The organism is Streptomyces barkulensis, from assembly GCF_002843305.1.
GTDB lineage: Bacteria > Actinomycetota > Actinomycetes > Streptomycetales > Streptomycetaceae > Streptomyces > Streptomyces barkulensis.
Map to the genome: position 1 here is coordinate 96,253 of NZ_PGSG01000090.1, position 16,670 is coordinate 112,922.

The following is a 16,670-nucleotide window of genomic DNA, read 5'->3' on the forward strand; positions in this document are numbered from 1 at the left end:
CAGGTCGGACGGCCTGGCGGCGGGCTATTGTGCCCGGCATGGAGACGTCTGACACATCCCCCGCCGACCCCGAGGGAACCGAGGGAACCGGGAGAGCCGAGAGGGCCGAGAGGGCCGCAGGAACCGGGGACACCGAGGGGACCGCCGTCCAGGACTGGGCCGCGGCCTCGGCCGACCCCCAGTACCGGGCGGCGGTCGTGGACCTGCTGGGCGCACTGGCCTACGGGGAGCTGGCCGCGTTCGAACGGCTCGCGGAGGACGCCAAACTGGCCCCGACCCTTGTGGACAAGGCGGAGCTGGCCTCCATGGCGTCGGCGGAGTTCCAGCACTTCGAGCGGTTGCGCGGCCGGCTCGCGGAGATCGGCGAGGACCCCGCGGCGGCGATGGAGCCGTTCGCCGCCGCGCTGGACGAGTTCCACCGCCAGACCGCGCCGTCGGACTGGCTGGAGGGCCTGATCAAGGCGTACGTCGGCGACTCGATCGCCTCCGACTTCTACCGGGAGGTCGCCGCCCACCTCGACTCCGACACCCGGGCCCTGGTGCTGGGTGTGCTGGACGACACCGGGCACTCGGGCTTCGCGGTGGAGAAGGTGCGCGGGGCCATCGAGGCCGATCCCCGGGTCGGCGGCCGGCTCGCCCTGTGGGCCCGCCGTCTGATGGGCGAGGCGCTGTCGCAGGCCCAGCGGGTGGTCGCCGAGCGCGACGCGCTGTCGATGATGCTGGTCGGCGGGGTCACCGCGGGATTCGACCTGGCCGAGGTGGGCCGGATGTTCTCGCGGATCACCGAGGCCCACACCAAGCGCATGGCCGCGCTGGGGCTGGCGGCCTGACGAGTGCGCCCCGTCGCCCGGCGCGGCGGGGCCCGCCCGGGCGGCGCCGCCTCAGGCAGCGCCCACGTGAGGCCGGCCGGCCGCCGGACCGCCGCGGCGGACCAGCAGGGACAGCAGGGCCGCCGCGACCAGGGCGGCGGCCACGAAGGTGGGAAGCGCGTACCCGGGGCCCAGCACCACGCGCGTGATCACGCCGCCGCAGAGGGCGGCCGCGGGCCCGGTGACCAGAACCAGGGACCGGTCGCGGAACCGGTCCGCGAAACGGCGGCCTGCGACGAGCGCGACGGCGAGACCGACGAGCGCCGAGCCGAGCACTTCCCAGAGCATTGGGTCCTCCTGCGGGCCGGTGGGGTGCGCATCGGGCTACTCGGTCCTACCCAGGGTGTGCCGAGGGCGAAACGGAAAGCACGGAAAGGGCCGGGCGGGATTCCCGCCCGGCCCTCCGCAAGCCGCTGTCACCGGCCTCACGGCCGGTCTCCTCACCGGATTCCGCGGTCCCGCGGGGTTTCGGCAGAGCCTTGCGGGGCTCTGCCGAAACACCGCGGATCCTGCGCTCCTCCACAGAGCCCCGTGTCTACAGAGCCCCGAAGCCCACCTTGCGGCCGCTGGGCTCGCCGATGTCCACGTAGGCCAGCCGGTCGGCCGGGACGACCACCCGGCGACCGTGCTCGTCCACCAGGCTGAGCAGCTGCGACTTGCCGGTCAGCGCCTCGGCGACGGTGCGCTCGATCTCCTCGGCCGTCTGCCCGCTCTCCAGAACGATCTCGCGGGGCGCGTGCTGCACGCCGATCTTGACCTCCACGGCTATGTCCCTTCCGAACGGTTGGTGATTCTCCCTGGCTGAGCCGGGGCGGGGTGCGCGGGCAGGCCGCGCCGTCATGCCAGCAACACTAGTCCTCGCGGGGGCGGTGGGCCGCTCGTGAACGCACGCCGACAGCGAACACCGGGCGGCCGCGAGCCCCGGGCGGCCGTGGATCAGCCGTGCATCGGGAAGCCCGCGATACCCCGCCAGGACAGCGATGAGATGAGCCTGGTGGCGGTGTCGCGCGGGACCTTCTGTCCGGCGCTGAGCCAGTACCGGGCGGTGATCTGCGCCATGCCGCACAGCCCGACGGCCAGCAGCATCGCCTGGTCCGGCGGCAGATCGGTGTCCTCGGAGATCACCTCGCTGACCGCCTCGGCGCAGTCCAGGCTCACCTTGTCCACCCGGTCGCGCACCGCGGGCTCGTTGGTCAGGTCGGACTCGAAGACGAGACGGAAGGCCCCGCCCTCGTCCTCCACGTACGCGAAGTAGGCGTCCATCGTCGCCGCGACCCGGTGCTTGTTGTCCGAGGTCGAGGCCAGTGCCGCGCGCACCGACCGGACCAGCGCCTCGCAGTGCTGGTCGAGCAGGGCCAGGTACAGGTCGAGCTTGCCGGGGAAGTGCTGGTAGAGCACCGGCTTGCTGACGCCCGCGCGCTCGGCGATGTCGTCCATGGCCGCGGCGTGGTAGCCCTGGGCGACGAACACCTCCTGCGCCGCACCGAGCAACTGGTTGCGTCGGGCCCGGCGTGGCAGCCGTGTGCCACGCGGGCGTGCCTCGGTCTGCTCGATGGCTGTCACGCTCGCCTCCTGGGGTCTCCCTGGAACGCCTCCCGGGCAGGGCCCGGACCGAGCCCCGGGGGTTTGGGTGCCCGGGGAATCCGGAGAGAGGTCGTCGGTACTTCCGCGCGCGGGGTGCGCTGCGTCCGCCATCGTACTTTTGGGTAAACCTTCTGTGCGTCCGGCGGGCACAGAAATCCGTGTCCCGAACGCACGATGTCGCGGTTTAGCGGTAATCGTCCTCGTCCAGTTCGACGACGCGTGCCTGCTCGGCGGCGTCCGCGGGGTTCACCTCCGACGAGCCGGCGGCCAGTAGCCGGGCGTTCTCACGGGGCAGGACCTCCGCGTGCTGTTCGGCCGCGTCCGCCTCGGGAGCCTCGACTCCGAACCGATCGGCCGCGGGCCTCTCGTCCTCGTCGTCGAACCGGTCGAAGGTGTCGGGATCGGTGGGGTCAACAGACATGACGATCCCCTTTCCAGCCCGGAGGGGTTCCACACGGGCCCGGCGGAGGAGAATTCCGGCAGGCCGGGAGGTGTGATCCCGAACACGTGAGAGCGGCAGTGATCGTCTCGTAACATTGCCCCATGTCATCGACCGAGCAGCCGCAGGCGGCGGCCCCGTTCGAGGTCCCCCCTTCGGGCCGGTCGCGCGCAGGGGAGGGCGAGACGCACAGATCCGTGTCACTGCCCGGCCTGACCCTGTCGGTGCGCGGGCGGCCGGGCCGGCGCGCGGGACTGCCCGCCGCGCTGTACGTCCACGGTCTGGGCGGGTCCTCCCTCAACTGGTCCGCGCTGATGCGGGAACTGGCCGACGAGGTCGACGGCGAGGCGGTCGACCTGCCGGGCTTCGGCCACTCGCCGCCGCCCGACGACGGCGACTACTCGGTCTCCGGGCACGCGCGCGCCGTCATCCGCTACCTCGACGCCTCCGGGCGAGGGCCGGTGCACCTGTTCGGCAACTCCCTGGGCGGCGCGGCCGCCACCCGGGTCGCGGCGGTCCGGCCGGACCTGGTGCGCACCCTCATCCTCGTCTCGCCCGCCCTGCCCGAACTGCGTCCGCAGCGCACCGCGGTGCCCACCGCCCTGCTGGCGGTGCCCGGGGCCACCAGGTTCTTCGGGCGGATGACCCGCCACTGGACCGCCGAGCGGCGCACCCGGGAACTCCTGGCGCTGTGCTACGGAGATCCGGCGGCGGTGTCGCGGGAGGAGTTCGAGGCGGCCGTGGCGGAGTACGAGCGCCGCCTGGCGCTGCCGTACTTCTGGGACTCGCTCTCCCGGTCCGCGCGCGGTCTGGTGAACGCCTACACCCTCGGCGGCCAGCACGCGCTGTGGCGCCAGGCCGAGCGGGTGCTGGCGCCGACGCTGCTGGTGTACGGCGGGCGGGATCTGCTGGTCTCGTTCCGCATGGCGCGCAGGGCCGCCGCCGCGTTCCGCGAATCGCGGCTGCTGGTGCTTCCCGACGCCGGGCACGTCGCGATGATGGAATACCCAAAGGCGGTGGGGGGCGCCTTCAGGGAACTGCTGGGAGAAACCGATACGGGCAGGGGTTGACGAGTCGTGGGACGTCACAGTCGCCGGGGCCGGCCGGGCAGCGTGAAGCCGGCGGTCACGGCCACCGGGCAGCGGCCCGCGGCCCGGCCGGCGGCGGAGGAGGCCCCGCGTCCCCGCCCGGCCCCGGCCCCGCCGCCCCCGCCGTTCGAAGGCCGCCCCGCCGGCCCGCACGGCATGCCCCCGGTCCGCGGCGGCCACCCCGAACAGCGCGAGCCGGGCGGCGGCTGGGGGGCGCCGCGGCGGCCACCCGCCCCGGACCCCGGGCGCGGGCCCGCCGGACCGCCGCGGGAGACGGTGTACGGGACGGGGCGGATGCCGCGGCGCGAGTACGTCGAGGCGTTCGAGGACGGTGTCTACGGCGCGCCGGGCGTACCGCGCGCGGACGGGTCCGGGCCGGGGCCCGCTGCGGAGGCCGAACGGCCGGGAAGCGTCCCCCGTACGGATGCGGACGAGCCGGACGGTGACGGCGGCGACGGCAGTGACGGCAGTGACGGCGGCGGCCGGGGCGGGCGTGCCGCACACGGCGGGCGCGGCGGCCGCGGCCGGGCCTTCACCGGCGTCGCGGCCGCGGCCGTGACCACCGTGCTGGCCGTCGTGGTGGCCGGACAGGTCGCCGACGACCGAAGCGGCATGGACCGGCAGTTGCGGGCGGGCGGCGAGGCCCCGCGAGAGGGAGCCCCGGACACCTCCCGGTTCGAGACGCGCCCCACCCCCTCGGGCGGAAAGGACGAGGGGAAGGCCCCGTCCGGGACACAGGCCTCCTACGGCGAACGGATGGGGCGGCTGTTCGACCTGGCCCCGGACTTCCGGGGCTCGGGCCGGCTCGCCGCCGTCGCCGGACGGGACGAGGCGCCCGGCAAGGGGGAGGTCGTCCGCTACCGGGTCGACGTCGAGGACGGGCTGCCGCTGGACGGGGAGCTGTTCGCCGAGGCCGTCCACCGCACCCTCAACGACGAGCGGAGCTGGAGCCACGGGGGCGCCCGCACCTTCGAGCGGGTCTCCGGGAAGCCGGGGGAGTCCGGGAAGCCGGGGGAGTCCGAAGGCGACGCCCCGGTCTTCGTGATCACGCTCGCCTCCCCCTCCACCACCGCGAAGTGGTGCGCCAGATCGGGCCTGGACACCACGGTCGACAACGTCTCGTGCGACTCGGCCTCGACCGAGCGCATCATGATCAACGCCTACCGGTGGGCGCGCGGCGCGGAGACCTTCGGCCCGGACCGGATCCGGGAGTACCGGGAGATGCTCATCAACCACGAGGTGGGCCACCGGCTCGGCAAGGGCCATGTGAACTGCCCGAGGGAAGGGGCCCTGGCGCCGGTGATGATGCAGCAGACGAAGTACCTGACGGTGGGCGGGGCGACCTGCCGGCCCAACGCCTGGCCGTTCCCCGACGCCTGACGGCCCCTTCGGTCCGCGGTAGGCGACCGAACGTTCAATCGCGTCGAAAGTCACGGTAGTTCACCCCTTCCGGTGGTGTGACGGACAACCGTCCGCCGCGCCGCCCCACCTCGCGCATAACGTCTTCCCGCGACGCCACGGCGACGGCCGGTGGCCTGGAGGAGGAACGGGGGTGGACAGGTGCGCATCGCACTGCTCACGGAGGGTGGTTATCCCCATCCGCGCGGTGACTCGTACGCGTGGTGCGACCGGCTGGTGCGCGGCCTGGACGGCCACGACTTCGAGGTCCACGCGCTCGGCAGCGACGAGCGGCACAGGGAGGGCGCCTGGCCCGCGCTGCCGGACAACGTCCGAAGGGTGCGCACCGCACCGCTGTGGGGCCCCGCCCCCGGGGGAGGCGGACGCCGGGGCGGATACGGGCGGCGCCTCGGGCGCCGCTTCGGCGAGCACTTCGCGGACCTGGCCCGCGCGGTCTGCGCCGGGGCGGGCGGCGCGGGAGCGCGGGACACGGAGGGCGGGGACGGAGGGGCCGCCGCCGAGGCGGACCGTTTCGCCGACGGCCTCCACGGGCTGGCCGACCTGGCCCGGGAGCACGGCGGGCTCGCCGCGGCCCTCCGCTCCGAGCAGGCGGTCCGGCTGCTGGAGGGGGCGTGCCGCGCCCCCGGCGCACTGCGGGCCGTGCGCTCCGCGACACCGGCCGACCTGCTCACGGTCGCCGAGCAGTTGGAGAGGGCGCTGCGACCCCTGTCGCTGGACTGGTACGGGGCCGGGGAGACCTGCGGGCTCGCGGCCGCGGACGTCTGCCACGCGGTGGGCGCAGGCCCCGCCGCACTCCCCGGTCTGCTGGCCCGGCGCCTTTTCGGCACCCCCCTGCTGGTGACCGAGTACGGTGTGCGGCTGCGCGAGCACTACCTCGCCAGCGCCGCTCACGCCGTCGCGCCGGACGCCGTGAGCGCGCCGGTACGCGCCCTGCTCGCCTCCCTCCACGGGAACCTGGCGCGCGAGGCGTACCGCCGCGCCGAGATCGTCACCTCCGGCAACACCCACGCCCGGCGCTGGCAGGAGAGGTGCGGGGCGGACCGCGGGAGGCTGCGCACGGTCTACCCGGGCATGGACGCGCCGGAGCTGACCGGGATCGAGGAGGACACGGGGCGGCGGCGGCCGGACCCGGTGCTGGTGTGGGTCGGGCGGACCGGTCCCGCCAGGGACCTGATCGGCCTGCTGCACGCCTTCGCCGAGGTCCGCAGGGCCGTGCCCGGCACCCGGCTGCTGATCGCCGAACGGCCCGGCGGCCCGGCCCCGGAGGAGGACCCGGAGCCGGCCCGGTACCTGGCGCACTGCCGGGCGCTGGCCGCCCAGCTCTTCCCCGACGAGGCCGCCGGCCCCCTCAGCGTCGGGGAGAACCCGGTCTGCTTCGCGCGGATCGGCGACCCCGCGCTGCCCCGCCTCGCCGACGCCTACGCCGCCGCCGACGTCGCGGTGCTCTCCAGCGTGGTGGAGGGCTTCCCGGTCTCCCTGGTCGAGGCGATGCTCGCCGGCCGGGCCACGGTCTCCACGGACGTCGGCGCGGTGTGCGAGGCCATCGGCGGCACGGGGCTGGTGGTGCCGCCGCGCAACCCCCGCGCCCTGGCAGACGCCTGCACGGCCCTGCTGCGCGACCCGGCCCGCCGCGCCCGGCTGGGCGCCGCGGCGCGGGCCCGGGCGCAGGAGCTGTTCACCGCCGAGCAGAACGTCGCGGCGTTCCGCGGCGTCTATCTGGAGCTGCTCTCACAGCGCCCGATGCCCGCCGGACCGGCCGTCGCCGCGCTGCCGTTCGCCCGGCCGCCCGAGGCCGGCCTCCCCGGCCGCTGGACCGCGCCCGCCGCACCCGCCTCCCCGGCGGCGGCCGCCCGCCTCGGCGGACGCCCGGCCCGCACCCCGAGCTGGGCCCGTACGGCCGCGGCGGGCGTGCCCGCCGGGCAGGGGAGGGGAGACCGGTGAACGCCCCGCCGTACCCGCACCGGCCCGCCGACCCCGTGCGCTCGCTGCTGCACCGCCACCGGGAGCTGTGCGCACGGGCCGTGGACCCGCTGGAGATCGCCGCGGCCCTGGAGGCGCACGGGATCACCGACCGCACCGCGGCGCGCTACCGGCACCGGGACGTGTTCTCGCTCGCCGAGGAGCTGTACGCCCGCACCCCCCGCGAAGCGGACGGAGCGGACGGAGCGGACGGAGCGGACGCGGCTCACGGGGCGGACGGGCCCGACGCCGGAGGTCCCGGGGGCGGGGCGCCCGCCGCCCGGGCCCCACGGCACGGCCGGGGAGCCGGACGGGCGCGCTCGGCGGGAGCCGCGCTGCTCCCCCTGCTGCCCGGCGGGCTGTGCGCGGCGGCACCGGCCGCGTACGCCCTGTCCGCGGGCCTCCCGGCGCCCGCCCGTACCGTCGCCGGCGCGGCCGGGGTCCTGCTCGTCCTGCTGTCCGTGCGGCTGTGCCTGCGCGGTACGGCCCTGAACCGGACCGCCGTGCTGGGCGGCTGCCTGCTGGCCGGACACGCGCTGGCCGGCGGTCTCCCCCTGGCCTGGGCGCTGGACGGACACCCGCCCGCGGCCGACGTCTTCGCGGACGCCTTCCCGGGCGAGTGGTGCGTGCCGCTGGGCCTGGCGCTGGCCGTCGCGCCCGCCGTGTGGTGCGCGCGCTGGTTCGCCGCGCGGGCGAGGCGGCGGCTGGGCACCAGCCGCGGCCTGGAGGAGTTCGCGGCCCGGACGCGTCCGCTGTTCGCCGCGGCCGTCGCGCTGTTCGCGGTCGCCCAGCTCGCGGTGCTGGCCGTCGCGCACGCGGTGGTGGACGGCGGCCCCTCCGGCGGCCCCTCCGGCAGTCCGTCGGGGGGCCCGTCCGGCGGTGTGGCCGGCGCCGTGACCGCCGCCGCCACCGGACCGGAGGGCGCGCGGATCGCCGGGGCGGCCGCGCTGGGCACCCTGCTGTTCGTCGCCATGCTGCTGTCCGCCCACGGCTTCCCGGCCGCCGCCGCGGGAGGCGTCGTCGCGGCCTGCGCGCTGGAGGCCGCCGCGCTCGCCGCGGCGGCGGCCTCCGGGCATCTGCGCCCGGCGCTCCCGGGCCACCCCGTGGAGGCGCTGGCCACCGCCTGGGGACCGGCGGCCGTACCCGCCGCGGCCTGCGCCGGCGCGGCCATGGCCCTGTCGGTGTTCGCCGCCTCCCGCCTCACCGGCGCGTCCGCCCACCACCGGGAGGGGCCGTGACCCGGCCTTCGGTCCCTCCCGCCCCCTCGACCGTCTCAGCCGGCGCACACCACCCTCGTGCGCCGCGCACCATCGACCAAGGAGCACACCCGATGACCGTTTCGCGCCCCACCGGCGTCACCGCAGCAGTACGGGAGGACGTCCGATGAGAGTGCTGCTGATCGGTGCGAACGGATACCTCGGCCGCCATGTGGCCGACCGCCTGCTCGCCGACCCCGCCGTCCAGCTCACCGCGCTGGGCCGGGGCGACGACGCCGACGTCCGCTTCGACCTGTCCACCGGAAGCCCCGGAGCGCTCACCCGCTTCCTGGACGCCGTCCATCCCGGCGTCGTCGTCAACTGCGCCGGCGCCACCCGTGGCGGCGCGCGGGACCTGATCCGGCACAACACCGTGGCCACCGCCACCGTCTGCGAGTCGCTGCGCCGCAGCGGCTGCGGGGCCCGGCTGGTCCATCTGGGCTGTGCCGCCGAGTACGGGCCCTCTCCGGCCGGCTCCTCCACCGGGGAGGACGCGGTGCCGCGGCCCGGCAGCCCGTACGGCGTCAGCAAGCTCGCCGCCAGCGAGCTGGTGCTGGGCTCCGGGCTGGACGCCATCGTGCTGCGCGTCTTCTCCCCGGTCGGCCCCGGCACCCCCACCGGCTCGCCGCTGGGGCGGCTGGCCGAGGCGATGCGCCGGGTGATGCAGCAGGGCGAGGGTGAACTCAGACTGGCCGGGCTGTCCGTCCAGCGCGACTTCGTGGACGTGCGGGACGTGGCCAGGGCGGTGCACGCCGCCGCCCTGTCGGCCGCCCAGGGCGTGGTCAACATCGGCTCCGGCCGTGCGGTGCGGCTGCGCGAGGTGGTCTCCGTGCTGGGCCGGGTGGCCGGCCACACCGGAGCGGTGCACGAGATGGACGAGCAGCCCCTGGCCGGCGGCGGTCCGCAGGTGCCCCCGTACCCCGACGGCTGCGGCCCCTGGCAGCAGGCGGACGTGCGCAGCGCGCGCGACCGGCTCGGGTGGCGGCCCCGGATCGGACTGGAGGAGTCGCTCGCGGACATCTGGATGGAGGCGGCATGCCGTATCTGACCAGTTCCGGCCGGCGCAGACCGGCCGCCGGAGTGCCCGGCCGCCTCGGCGTCGGGGTGCCCGGCTACGCGCACCCGATGGTGGCGCCCGTGGAGTGGGCCGAGCTGAACAGACCGGGCGCACCGGTGCACTGGGCGGTGCTCAACGTGGCGCGCGGGCCGGGGGAGCGCTCCGACCCGTACTGCGCGGCGGCCGTCACCGGGCTGCACGAGGCCGGGGTGCGGGTGCTGGGCCATCTGGACCTGCGGCACGGCACCCGCGACTTCGGCCCGCTGGTCCACGACGCGCACCGTTTCCTCGACTGGTACGGGGTGGACGGCTTCTACCTGGACCGCTGTCCGGGCGACCGCGCCGCCCTGCCGGAGGTGAGCCGGGTGACGGCCGCGCTGCGCGCCCTGGGCGGGGACGCCCACATCGTCCTCGGGCACGGCACCCATCCCTTCCCCGGTTACGCGGAGCTGGGTGACCAGCTCGTGACGTTCTCCGGGTCGTGGTCCGACTACCGCTGGTCGCAGGTGGCCGAGTGGACGGCGGACCACTCGCCGGAACGCTTCTGCCACCTGGTGCACGGGGTGCCGCGCACCCATCTGGAGGAGGCCGTGCGCATCGCTCGCTGGCAGGGGGCGGGCACCGTCTGGTTCACCGACCGCACCCGCCGCGGGCGCCGGGGCGAGGCCGTGGACCCCTGGGAGGCCATGCCCGGCTACTGGGACGAAATCGTCTCGCGCCTCGGACCGGGTGTCTCGGAATGAGATCGGGCGTGGCAGTGTTACGGAAGGAACAACCGTCCACCGACCAACCCTGTTGAGGTCTCCGTGTCGCTGCCACCCCTGGTCGAACCGGCCTCCGAGCTCACTGTCGACGAGGTCCGCAGATACTCCCGTCACCTGATCATCCCGGATGTCGGGATGGACGGGCAGAAGCGTCTGAAGAACGCCAAGGTGCTCTGCGTGGGCGCGGGCGGCCTCGGCTCGCCCACCCTGATGTACCTGGCCGCCGCGGGTGTGGGCACGCTCGGCATCATCGAGTTCGACGAGGTCGACGAGTCCAACCTCCAGCGCCAGGTCATCCACAGCCAGGCGGACATCGGCCGCCCCAAGGCCGAGTCCGCGCGGGACACGGTGCTCGGGATCAACCCGTACGTGAAGGTCAACCTCCACACCGAGCGGCTGGACTCCTCCAATGTGATGGAGATCTTCGCCGACTACGACCTGATCGTGGACGGCACCGACAACTTCGCCACCCGCTACCTGGTCAACGACGCCTGCGTGCTGCTGAAGAAGCCGTACGTGTGGGGCTCGATCTACCGCTTCGACGGACAGGCGTCGGTCTTCTGGGCCGAGCACGGGCCGTGCTACCGCTGCCTGTACCCCGAGCCCCCGCCGCCGGGCATGGTCCCCAGCTGCGCCGAGGGCGGCGTGCTGGGCGTGCTGTGCGCGTCCATCGGCTCGGTCCAGACCACCGAGGCGATCAAGCTCCTGGCGGGCATCGGCGAGCCGCTGCTCGGCCGCCTGATGATCTACGACGCCCTGGAGATGACCTACCGCCAGGTCAAGGTCCGCAAGGACCCCGAGTGCGCGGTCTGCGGCAAGAACCCGACGGTCACCGAGCTGATCGACTACGAGGCGTTCTGCGGTGTGGTCTCCGACGAGGCCCAGCAGGCCGCGATGGGCTCGACCATCACCCCGCAGCAGCTCAAGGAGTGGATCGACGAGGGCGAGAACATCGACATCATCGATGTCCGCGAGCCCAACGAGTACGAGATCGTCTCCATTCCGGGCGCGCGTCTGATCCCGAAGAACGAGTTCCTGATGGGCAACGCGCTGGGCGAGCTGTCGCAGGACAAGCGGATCGTCCTGCACTGCAAGACGGGTGTCCGCAGTGCGGAAGTCCTCGCGGTCCTGAAGAACGCGGGCTTCTCCGACGCCGTCCACGTCGGCGGCGGCGTCGTCGGCTGGGTCACCCAGATCGAGCCGGAGAAGCCGGTCTACTGACGGTCTGTTCGTTCCGCGCCCGCGAGCGGGCGCGGAACGAACACCGGAGCGGCCCCGGGACGACACCGTCCCCGGGGCCGCTTCCACGCGTCAGCGCGAGTGGCCCAGCCAGCGTCCGCGCAGTGCGACCAGGACGGCCGCCGCCACGGCGAGCAGCAGCAGCGAGACCGAGGTCGCGGCGGCCGGGTCCTGCTGGAGGAGCAGATAGACCTGGAGCGGCAGGGTCTGGGTGGTCCCAGGCAGATTGCCCGCGAAGGTGATCGTCGCGCCGAACTCGCCCAGCGCCCGCGCCCAGCACAGCGCGGCGCCCGCCGCCAGGGAGGGCGCCACCATCGGCAGGGTGACGTACCGCAGGGTCTGGGGGAGGGTCGCGCCCATGGTGGCGGCGGCCTCCTCGTAGCGCGGGGCGATCCCGGCCAGCGCCCCCTCCAGGCCGATGACCAGGAACGGCATCGCCACGAAGGCCGCGGCGACCACCGCGCCCGCGGTGGAGAACGGCAGCGTCACCCCCACCGCCTCCAGCGGTCCGCCCAGCAGACCGCCGCGGCCGAAGCCGCGCAGCAGGGCGACGCCCGCCACGGTCGGCGGCAGCACCATCGGCAGCAGTACCAGGGAGCGCACCAGGGCCTTGCCGGGGAAGTCGGCGCGGGCCAGCAGCCACGCCAGCGGCACGCCCAGGACGAGGGAGAGCAGCAGGGCGAGGACGGAGACCAGCAGGGACAGCCCCAGTGCCCGGAGGACGCCGGGCGAGGTGAGCTGCCCGGCCAGGTCCCGCCACGGCGTGTGGGCCACCACCCCGGCCAGGGGCACGGCCAGGAAGGCCGCCGCCAGCGCGGCAGGCCCGCCGAGCGCGGCGGGTGTGCGGGTGCGTGCCGCGGGTGTGCGGCCGCGTACGCGTGGCGGCAGGGCGCGGGGTTCGGTGCGGTGGTTCACGGCAGCAGGAAACCGGCCTCCCGCAGCAGGCCGCGGGCCGGTCCGGAGCTCAGCCAGGCGATGACGTCCGAGGCGTGCCCGGGGTGGGCGGTGTCCTTCAGCGGCGCGGCGGGGTAGCGCACGCCGGCCCCGCCGCCGGGGACGGGCACGGCCTCGACGCGGCCGGCGGAGGCGGCGGCGTCGGTGGCGTACACCAGCCCGGCGTCCGCCTCGCCCAGCGCCACCTTGCTCAGCACCGCCCGCACGCTCGGCTCCCGGGAGACCGGGTGGACGGTGACGCCGTGCCGCTCCAGCAGCCGCTGCCCGTACCGCCCGGCCGGTACCTCGGGGGCGGCGAGCACGGTCGTCACCCCCTCGCGGGCGAGGTCGTCCGGGGCGCCGATGCCCAGGGGGTTGCCGGGGGCGGTGGCGATGACGAGCCGGTTGCGGGCGATCACGGTGGGCGGGCCGGTGAAGTCCCGCAGGGACTCCATCGTCGCGGTGTCGGCGGTGACGACCAGATCGGCGGGCGCGCCCTGGCGGATCTGCGCGGCCAGCTCCTGGGAGCCGGCGAAGGACAGGCGCAGCCGTACGCCGGGGTGCTCCTCCTCGTACGCGGCGCCCGCCTCGGTGAGGACGTCGGTGAGGGAGGAGGCGGCCAGGACCGTCACGGTGGCCGTCCGGCCGCCCTCGCCGGTGCGGCCGAGAGCCCCGCCCCCGCAGGCCGCCGTCAGTGCGGCCAGCACCAGCAGGACGGCCGGCAGCAGGGCGGCCGCCCCGCCGGCCGCGCGCGGTCGGCGCGGCCGGCGGGAGGGCCGCCGGGGCGAGCGGGGGGCGCGGGGGGCGCGCGTACCGGTCGTGTCGGGCATGCCGGTCCGCCTCACGCCCGGTCGATGTGCACGTTGGTGGACTTCACCCGGGCCACGGCCTCCATGCCGACCGCCAGCCCCAGTTCCTCCACGGCCTCCCGGGTCAGCAGGGAGACCAGCCGGTGGGGACCCGCCTGGATCTCCACCTGGGCCGCGACGTCGCCGAGGCGGACGGCGGTGACGATTCCGGGGAAGGAGTTGCGGACGCTGGTGTGCGGCCCGTCGTCGTCCCGCTCGGAGCCCCCGGAACCCCCGGAGCCCCCGGGCCCCTCCGACGCGAGGGCTACGGCGAAGGCGGCCAGGTCCTCGCCCGCCACCAGCCGCCTGCCGCCCTCGTCCCGGCTGGTGGGCAGCCGTCCGGCGTCCGCCCAGCGGCGCACCGTGTCGGGACTGACACCGAGCAGCCGGGCCGCCCGGCCCATGGAGTAGGAACGCATGCGCACGACGTTATGGCGTACCGGCTCGCACATGCAAGGCGGACCGGGCCTCGGGCCTCGCAGTCGCGAGTCCGGCGGGAGGCGGTGCGCCCGCGCCGGCTCAGGCGGTCAGAGCGACTCCCGGCGCGTGAGGTGGGTGAAGGAGAGCCAGCCGGGCAGGACCGGCAGCCAGAAGGTCATCAGGCGGAAGAGCAGGACCGCCGGGGTGGCGATCTCCTGCGGCAGCCCGAACGCGATCAGACCCGCGATCAGCGCCGCCTCCACCGCGCCCAGACCGCCCGGGGTGGGCGCCGCCGAGCCCAGCGCGTTGCCCGCCAGGAAGACCACCGCGATGCTCGCGTAGCTCAGCTCGCCGCCGAAGGCGCGCACCGACGCGTCCAGGCACAGCACGAACGACACCGTCAGCAGCAGCATGCCGCCGATGCCGCTGAGCAGCTTCTGCGGGCGCTGGACGACGTCCAGCATCCGCGGGACGACGCCGGCGAACAGCGCCCGCACCCGCTCCACCACGAACTTCCGCAGCGCCGGGACCGCCGTCACGATCAGGGACAGCACCGCCACCGTCAGCAGTCCGGCGATCACCGTACGGGACGGGGAGAGGGTCGGGGTGCGCTCCGTGCCCGTCAGATAGCCGAAGACCAGCAGCAGCAGGACGTGGCTGCCCAGGCCGAACAGCTGGGAGGCGCCGACGCTGGCGACCGCGTGGCCGGGCCGGACCCCGGCGCGCTGCAGGAAGCGGGTGTTGAGCGCGACGCCGCCGACCGCCGCCGGCGCCACCAGCTTGACGAAGGAGCCCGCCACCTGGGCGACCACCGTGCGCAGGAAGGGGACCTTCTCGGGCACGAAACCGAGCAGGCTCATCGCCGCCGCGAAGTACGTCAGGGCGGAGAACAGCAGCGCGGCGGCCACCCAGCCCCAGTTCGCCTCGACGACGACCTGCCGGAAGTCCACATGGGTGAGCTGGGAGAGCAGGAAGTACGCGGCGAAGGCCCCGGCGATGAAGCTGACCAGGGTGCGCGGCCTGACGCGCTCCAGCCGGGCCGGCTGTATCGGGGCCTGCGGCCGGACCAGCAGCACCTGCCCGCGGATCTGCGCCAGCAGGTCCTCCTCGCGCGCCTCCTCCAGGGCCTCCATGACGGCCTGTTTCTCGGCGTGCTTCTCCGCCCGGAGCGACTTGCGGTCGCCGGCGGGCGCGTGCCCCTGGGCGTGGCGCGTCTCGCGGCTGTGGCGGGACGCCTCGATGGCCGCCTCCCGCTCGCGCTGCGCCCGCTCCTTGGCCAGTCTGCGCAGGGTGGCGCGGGTGCCGCGGCTGAGCGCGATCGGCTGGAGCAGTGGAAGGCTGTCGGCCACCGCGTCCGGACCGAGCACCTCCACCGCCGCCGCGACCGAGCGCTCGGCGCCGACGCGCAGACCGAAGGTGGTCAGCAACTGCGCCACGTCCATCCGCAGCACCAGATCGCCGGCCGCGATCTCACCGGCGCTGAGGTCGGTGAGGAACACCTCGCCGGAGGGGGCCACCATCAGCGCGTCGTCCTCCAGCCTGCGGTGGGCGATCCGCCGCGACTGGAGCGCGCGCACCTGCCGCCAGACCGCGCGCATCAGCTCGTCGGTGACCTCCTCGTCGGGCAGGGAGCCCAGACTGTGCCCCTCGACGTGCTCGTAGACGAGCATGACGGCGTCGGGGCCCAGCTCGGAGGTGGCGATCAGCTTCGGTGCGTTGGCCCCGGCGGCTATGGCCGCGTACGCCAGCAGGGCCTCCTGCTCCAGCGCCTGGCGCAGCGACTGGAGGCTGCGGCGCTGGGTGATGCCGCGCAGCGCGAGGCGGCGCCAGGCGCGGTAGAAGTAGCCGTGCGCCTGCTGCTCGCGGTCCACGACGGTGACGTCGAGCGGCGGGCCCTCCTCCAGGGTGACCAGATAGCGCCGGGCCCGGTCGCTCTGCTCGGTCCGCTCCGGATCCACGGGGTCGGCGGGGTCCAGCCGCAGCGCCCTCACCGGCCTGAAGCCCACCCGCCGCAGCCCGGCCAGCAGGTTCTGGCCGGTGGGGCGGACGTTGGGGGAGCCGACGGCGTAGAGCGTGCCGTAGGCGACGGTCCAGCCGATCAGCACGGTGACCAGGATCGAGAACGGCGTGGTGTATCCGCCGACCAGCACCGCGAAGGCGTCCAGCAGCAGCACCGCCCACAGCAGCACCCGCCAGCGCGGTCGGCGGGCCATGCCGACGGCCGTCATGTAGGCGATGACGGGGGCCAGATAGCCGTGCACCGGGTCGGTGAGCCCGCCTTCCGGGGCCGGGCTGGTCAGCGCGTTCCGGATGGAGCCGGGGGCCTGCTCGGCGACCCACAGGTCGGTGGCGAGCGACGCGCCGTGCGCCAGGACGGCGGCGAGGACGCCGTCGGCGATCCGCAGCCCGTCGCGTTTGATCAGCCGCTCCAGCGCGAAGGCCACCGGCACGATGAGCACGGCGACGCTGGAGGCGAAGCCGGCGAAGCTGATCAGCAGGGGAGGGGCCTGGCCCGCCCCCTTGCCGATGTCCTGCTCCAGGCCCGCGGTGGTGCCGTGCGCGAAGGCGGCGACGATCAGGACGACGGCGATGCCGAGGGTCCCGAGCAGCAGCCGCATCAGGTCGGAGGGGCGGTGCACCCGGGCGGGGAGGATCGGCTCGTCGCCCTCGACGTGCTCCGGGCCCGTCTCCCCGACGGCCCTGCCGGTTCCGCCGGTTCCGCCGGTGTCCCGCCGCGCGGGCCCCGGGCCGGGGCCGCCGGTGTGCGGGGACGAGTGAGCGGAACGGGGCTCCTC

Annotated in this window: 15 protein-coding genes and 1 pseudogene; 8 read left to right on the forward strand and 8 right to left on the reverse strand. The window is 75.3% G+C overall.

What is annotated here, in order from left to right; translation table 11 throughout:
- The first annotated feature begins 38 nt into the window (after positions 1 to 38).
- Entirely contained in the window at positions 39 to 830 is a 792-nt protein-coding gene (locus CUT83_RS18215) for a ferritin-like fold-containing protein (RefSeq protein WP_101256915.1), read from the forward strand.
- Between the two features lie 51 nt (positions 831 to 881).
- Here CUT83_RS18215 and CUT83_RS18220 read toward each other — a convergent pair whose 3' ends face one another.
- From CUT83_RS18220 to CUT83_RS18235, 4 genes are all read right to left on the reverse strand, one after another.
- The gene (locus CUT83_RS18220) at positions 882 to 1,157 is read right to left on the reverse strand and encodes a hypothetical protein (RefSeq protein ID WP_101256916.1); all 276 of its coding nucleotides are present in this window, start codon (positions 1,155 to 1,157) and stop codon (positions 882 to 884) included.
- A 247-nt stretch (positions 1,158 to 1,404) separates the two neighbouring features.
- Positions 1,405 to 1,632: a DUF3107 domain-containing protein gene (locus CUT83_RS18225; RefSeq protein WP_093661275.1), complete on the reverse strand. Its 228-nt coding sequence runs from the start codon at positions 1,630 to 1,632 to the stop codon at positions 1,405 to 1,407.
- A 173-nt stretch (positions 1,633 to 1,805) separates the two neighbouring features.
- Positions 1,806 to 2,432 carry a TetR/AcrR family transcriptional regulator gene (locus CUT83_RS18230; RefSeq protein ID WP_101256917.1) on the reverse strand — a complete coding sequence of 209 codons (627 nt, stop codon included), beginning with the start codon at positions 2,430 to 2,432 and terminating at the stop codon, positions 1,806 to 1,808.
- 205 nt (positions 2,433 to 2,637) lie between these two features.
- Positions 2,638 to 2,874: an Rv3202a family protein gene (locus CUT83_RS18235; RefSeq protein WP_101256918.1), complete on the reverse strand. Its 237-nt coding sequence runs from the start codon at positions 2,872 to 2,874 to the stop codon at positions 2,638 to 2,640.
- 122 nt (positions 2,875 to 2,996) lie between these two features.
- Here CUT83_RS18235 and CUT83_RS18240 point away from each other — a divergent pair, with 122 nt between their 5' ends.
- From CUT83_RS18240 to moeZ, 7 genes are all read left to right on the forward strand, one after another.
- Positions 2,997 to 3,962, forward strand: coding sequence for an alpha/beta fold hydrolase (locus CUT83_RS18240; protein ID WP_101256919.1), 966 nt, complete (start codon positions 2,997 to 2,999; stop codon positions 3,960 to 3,962).
- A 312-nt stretch (positions 3,963 to 4,274) separates the two neighbouring features.
- Positions 4,275 to 5,360, forward strand: coding sequence for a DUF3152 domain-containing protein (locus CUT83_RS18245; protein WP_240957913.1), 1,086 nt, complete (start codon positions 4,275 to 4,277; stop codon positions 5,358 to 5,360).
- A gap of 180 nt (positions 5,361 to 5,540) precedes the next feature.
- Positions 5,541 to 7,340: a DUF3492 domain-containing protein gene (locus CUT83_RS18250; protein WP_101256920.1), complete on the forward strand. Its 1,800-nt coding sequence runs from the start codon at positions 5,541 to 5,543 to the stop codon at positions 7,338 to 7,340.
- Positions 7,337 to 8,596: a hypothetical protein gene (locus tag CUT83_RS18255; protein ID WP_101256921.1), complete on the forward strand. Its 1,260-nt coding sequence runs from the start codon at positions 7,337 to 7,339 to the stop codon at positions 8,594 to 8,596. The genes CUT83_RS18250 and CUT83_RS18255 overlap by 4 nt, the downstream gene beginning before the upstream one ends.
- Before the next feature lie 145 nt (positions 8,597 to 8,741).
- The gene (locus CUT83_RS18260; protein ID WP_101256922.1) at positions 8,742 to 9,662 is read left to right on the forward strand and encodes an NAD-dependent epimerase/dehydratase family protein; all 921 of its coding nucleotides are present in this window, start codon (positions 8,742 to 8,744) and stop codon (positions 9,660 to 9,662) included.
- Positions 9,650 to 10,414, forward strand: a complete 765-nt coding sequence (locus CUT83_RS18265) for a spherulation-specific family 4 protein (RefSeq protein ID WP_101256923.1) — start codon at positions 9,650 to 9,652, stop codon at positions 10,412 to 10,414. Before CUT83_RS18260 ends, CUT83_RS18265 begins: the two co-directional genes overlap by 13 nt.
- Before the next feature lie 63 nt (positions 10,415 to 10,477).
- The gene (gene moeZ / locus CUT83_RS18270) at positions 10,478 to 11,656 is read left to right on the forward strand and encodes an adenylyltransferase/sulfurtransferase MoeZ (RefSeq protein WP_101256924.1); all 1,179 of its coding nucleotides are present in this window, start codon (positions 10,478 to 10,480) and stop codon (positions 11,654 to 11,656) included.
- A 102-nt stretch (positions 11,657 to 11,758) separates the two neighbouring features.
- Here the strand turns inward: moeZ and CUT83_RS18275 are convergent.
- The 4 genes and pseudogenes from CUT83_RS18275 to CUT83_RS18290 form a co-directional block, all read right to left on the reverse strand.
- Positions 11,759 to 12,562: pseudogene (locus CUT83_RS18275) on the reverse strand (ABC transporter permease); the annotation flags it as partial.
- Positions 12,563 to 12,585: 23 nt separating this feature from the next.
- Entirely contained in the window at positions 12,586 to 13,437 is an 852-nt protein-coding gene (gene modA, locus CUT83_RS18280) for a molybdate ABC transporter substrate-binding protein (RefSeq protein ID WP_101256926.1), read from the reverse strand.
- An 11-nt stretch (positions 13,438 to 13,448) separates the two neighbouring features.
- A complete protein-coding gene (locus tag CUT83_RS18285; RefSeq protein WP_093847859.1) occupies positions 13,449 to 13,874 on the reverse strand; it encodes a TOBE domain-containing protein in 426 nt (141 codons plus the stop codon).
- Between the two features lie 108 nt (positions 13,875 to 13,982).
- The gene (locus CUT83_RS18290) at positions 13,983 to 16,493 is read right to left on the reverse strand and encodes a lysylphosphatidylglycerol synthase transmembrane domain-containing protein (RefSeq protein ID WP_240957934.1); all 2,511 of its coding nucleotides are present in this window, start codon (positions 16,491 to 16,493) and stop codon (positions 13,983 to 13,985) included.
- Positions 16,494 to 16,670: the final 177 nt, after the last annotated feature.

Excerpts from the sequence above, each read along its gene's own strand:
- CUT83_RS18215 (WP_101256915.1), top strand. The coding sequence starts at position 39 with ATGGAGACGTCTGACACATCCCCCGCCGACCCCGAGGGAACCGAGGGA.
- CUT83_RS18220 (WP_101256916.1), bottom strand. The coding sequence starts at position 1,157 with ATGCTCTGGGAAGTGCTCGGCTCGGCGCTCGTCGGTCTCGCCGTCGCG.
- CUT83_RS18235 (WP_101256918.1), bottom strand. The coding sequence starts at position 2,874 with ATGTCTGTTGACCCCACCGATCCCGACACCTTCGACCGGTTCGACGAC.
- CUT83_RS18240 (WP_101256919.1), top strand. The coding sequence starts at position 2,997 with ATGTCATCGACCGAGCAGCCGCAGGCGGCGGCCCCGTTCGAGGTCCCC.
- CUT83_RS18245 (WP_240957913.1), top strand. The coding sequence starts at position 4,275 with ATGCCGCGGCGCGAGTACGTCGAGGCGTTCGAGGACGGTGTCTACGGC.
- CUT83_RS18260 (WP_101256922.1), top strand. The coding sequence starts at position 8,742 with ATGAGAGTGCTGCTGATCGGTGCGAACGGATACCTCGGCCGCCATGTG.
- CUT83_RS18265 (WP_101256923.1), top strand. The coding sequence starts at position 9,650 with ATGCCGTATCTGACCAGTTCCGGCCGGCGCAGACCGGCCGCCGGAGTG.
- modA (WP_101256926.1), bottom strand. The coding sequence starts at position 13,437 with ATGCCCGACACGACCGGTACGCGCGCCCCCCGCGCCCCCCGCTCGCCC.
- CUT83_RS18285 (WP_093847859.1), bottom strand. The coding sequence starts at position 13,874 with ATGCGTTCCTACTCCATGGGCCGGGCGGCCCGGCTGCTCGGTGTCAGT.
- CUT83_RS18290 (WP_240957934.1), bottom strand. The coding sequence starts at position 16,493 with ATGCGGCTGCTGCTCGGGACCCTCGGCATCGCCGTCGTCCTGATCGTC.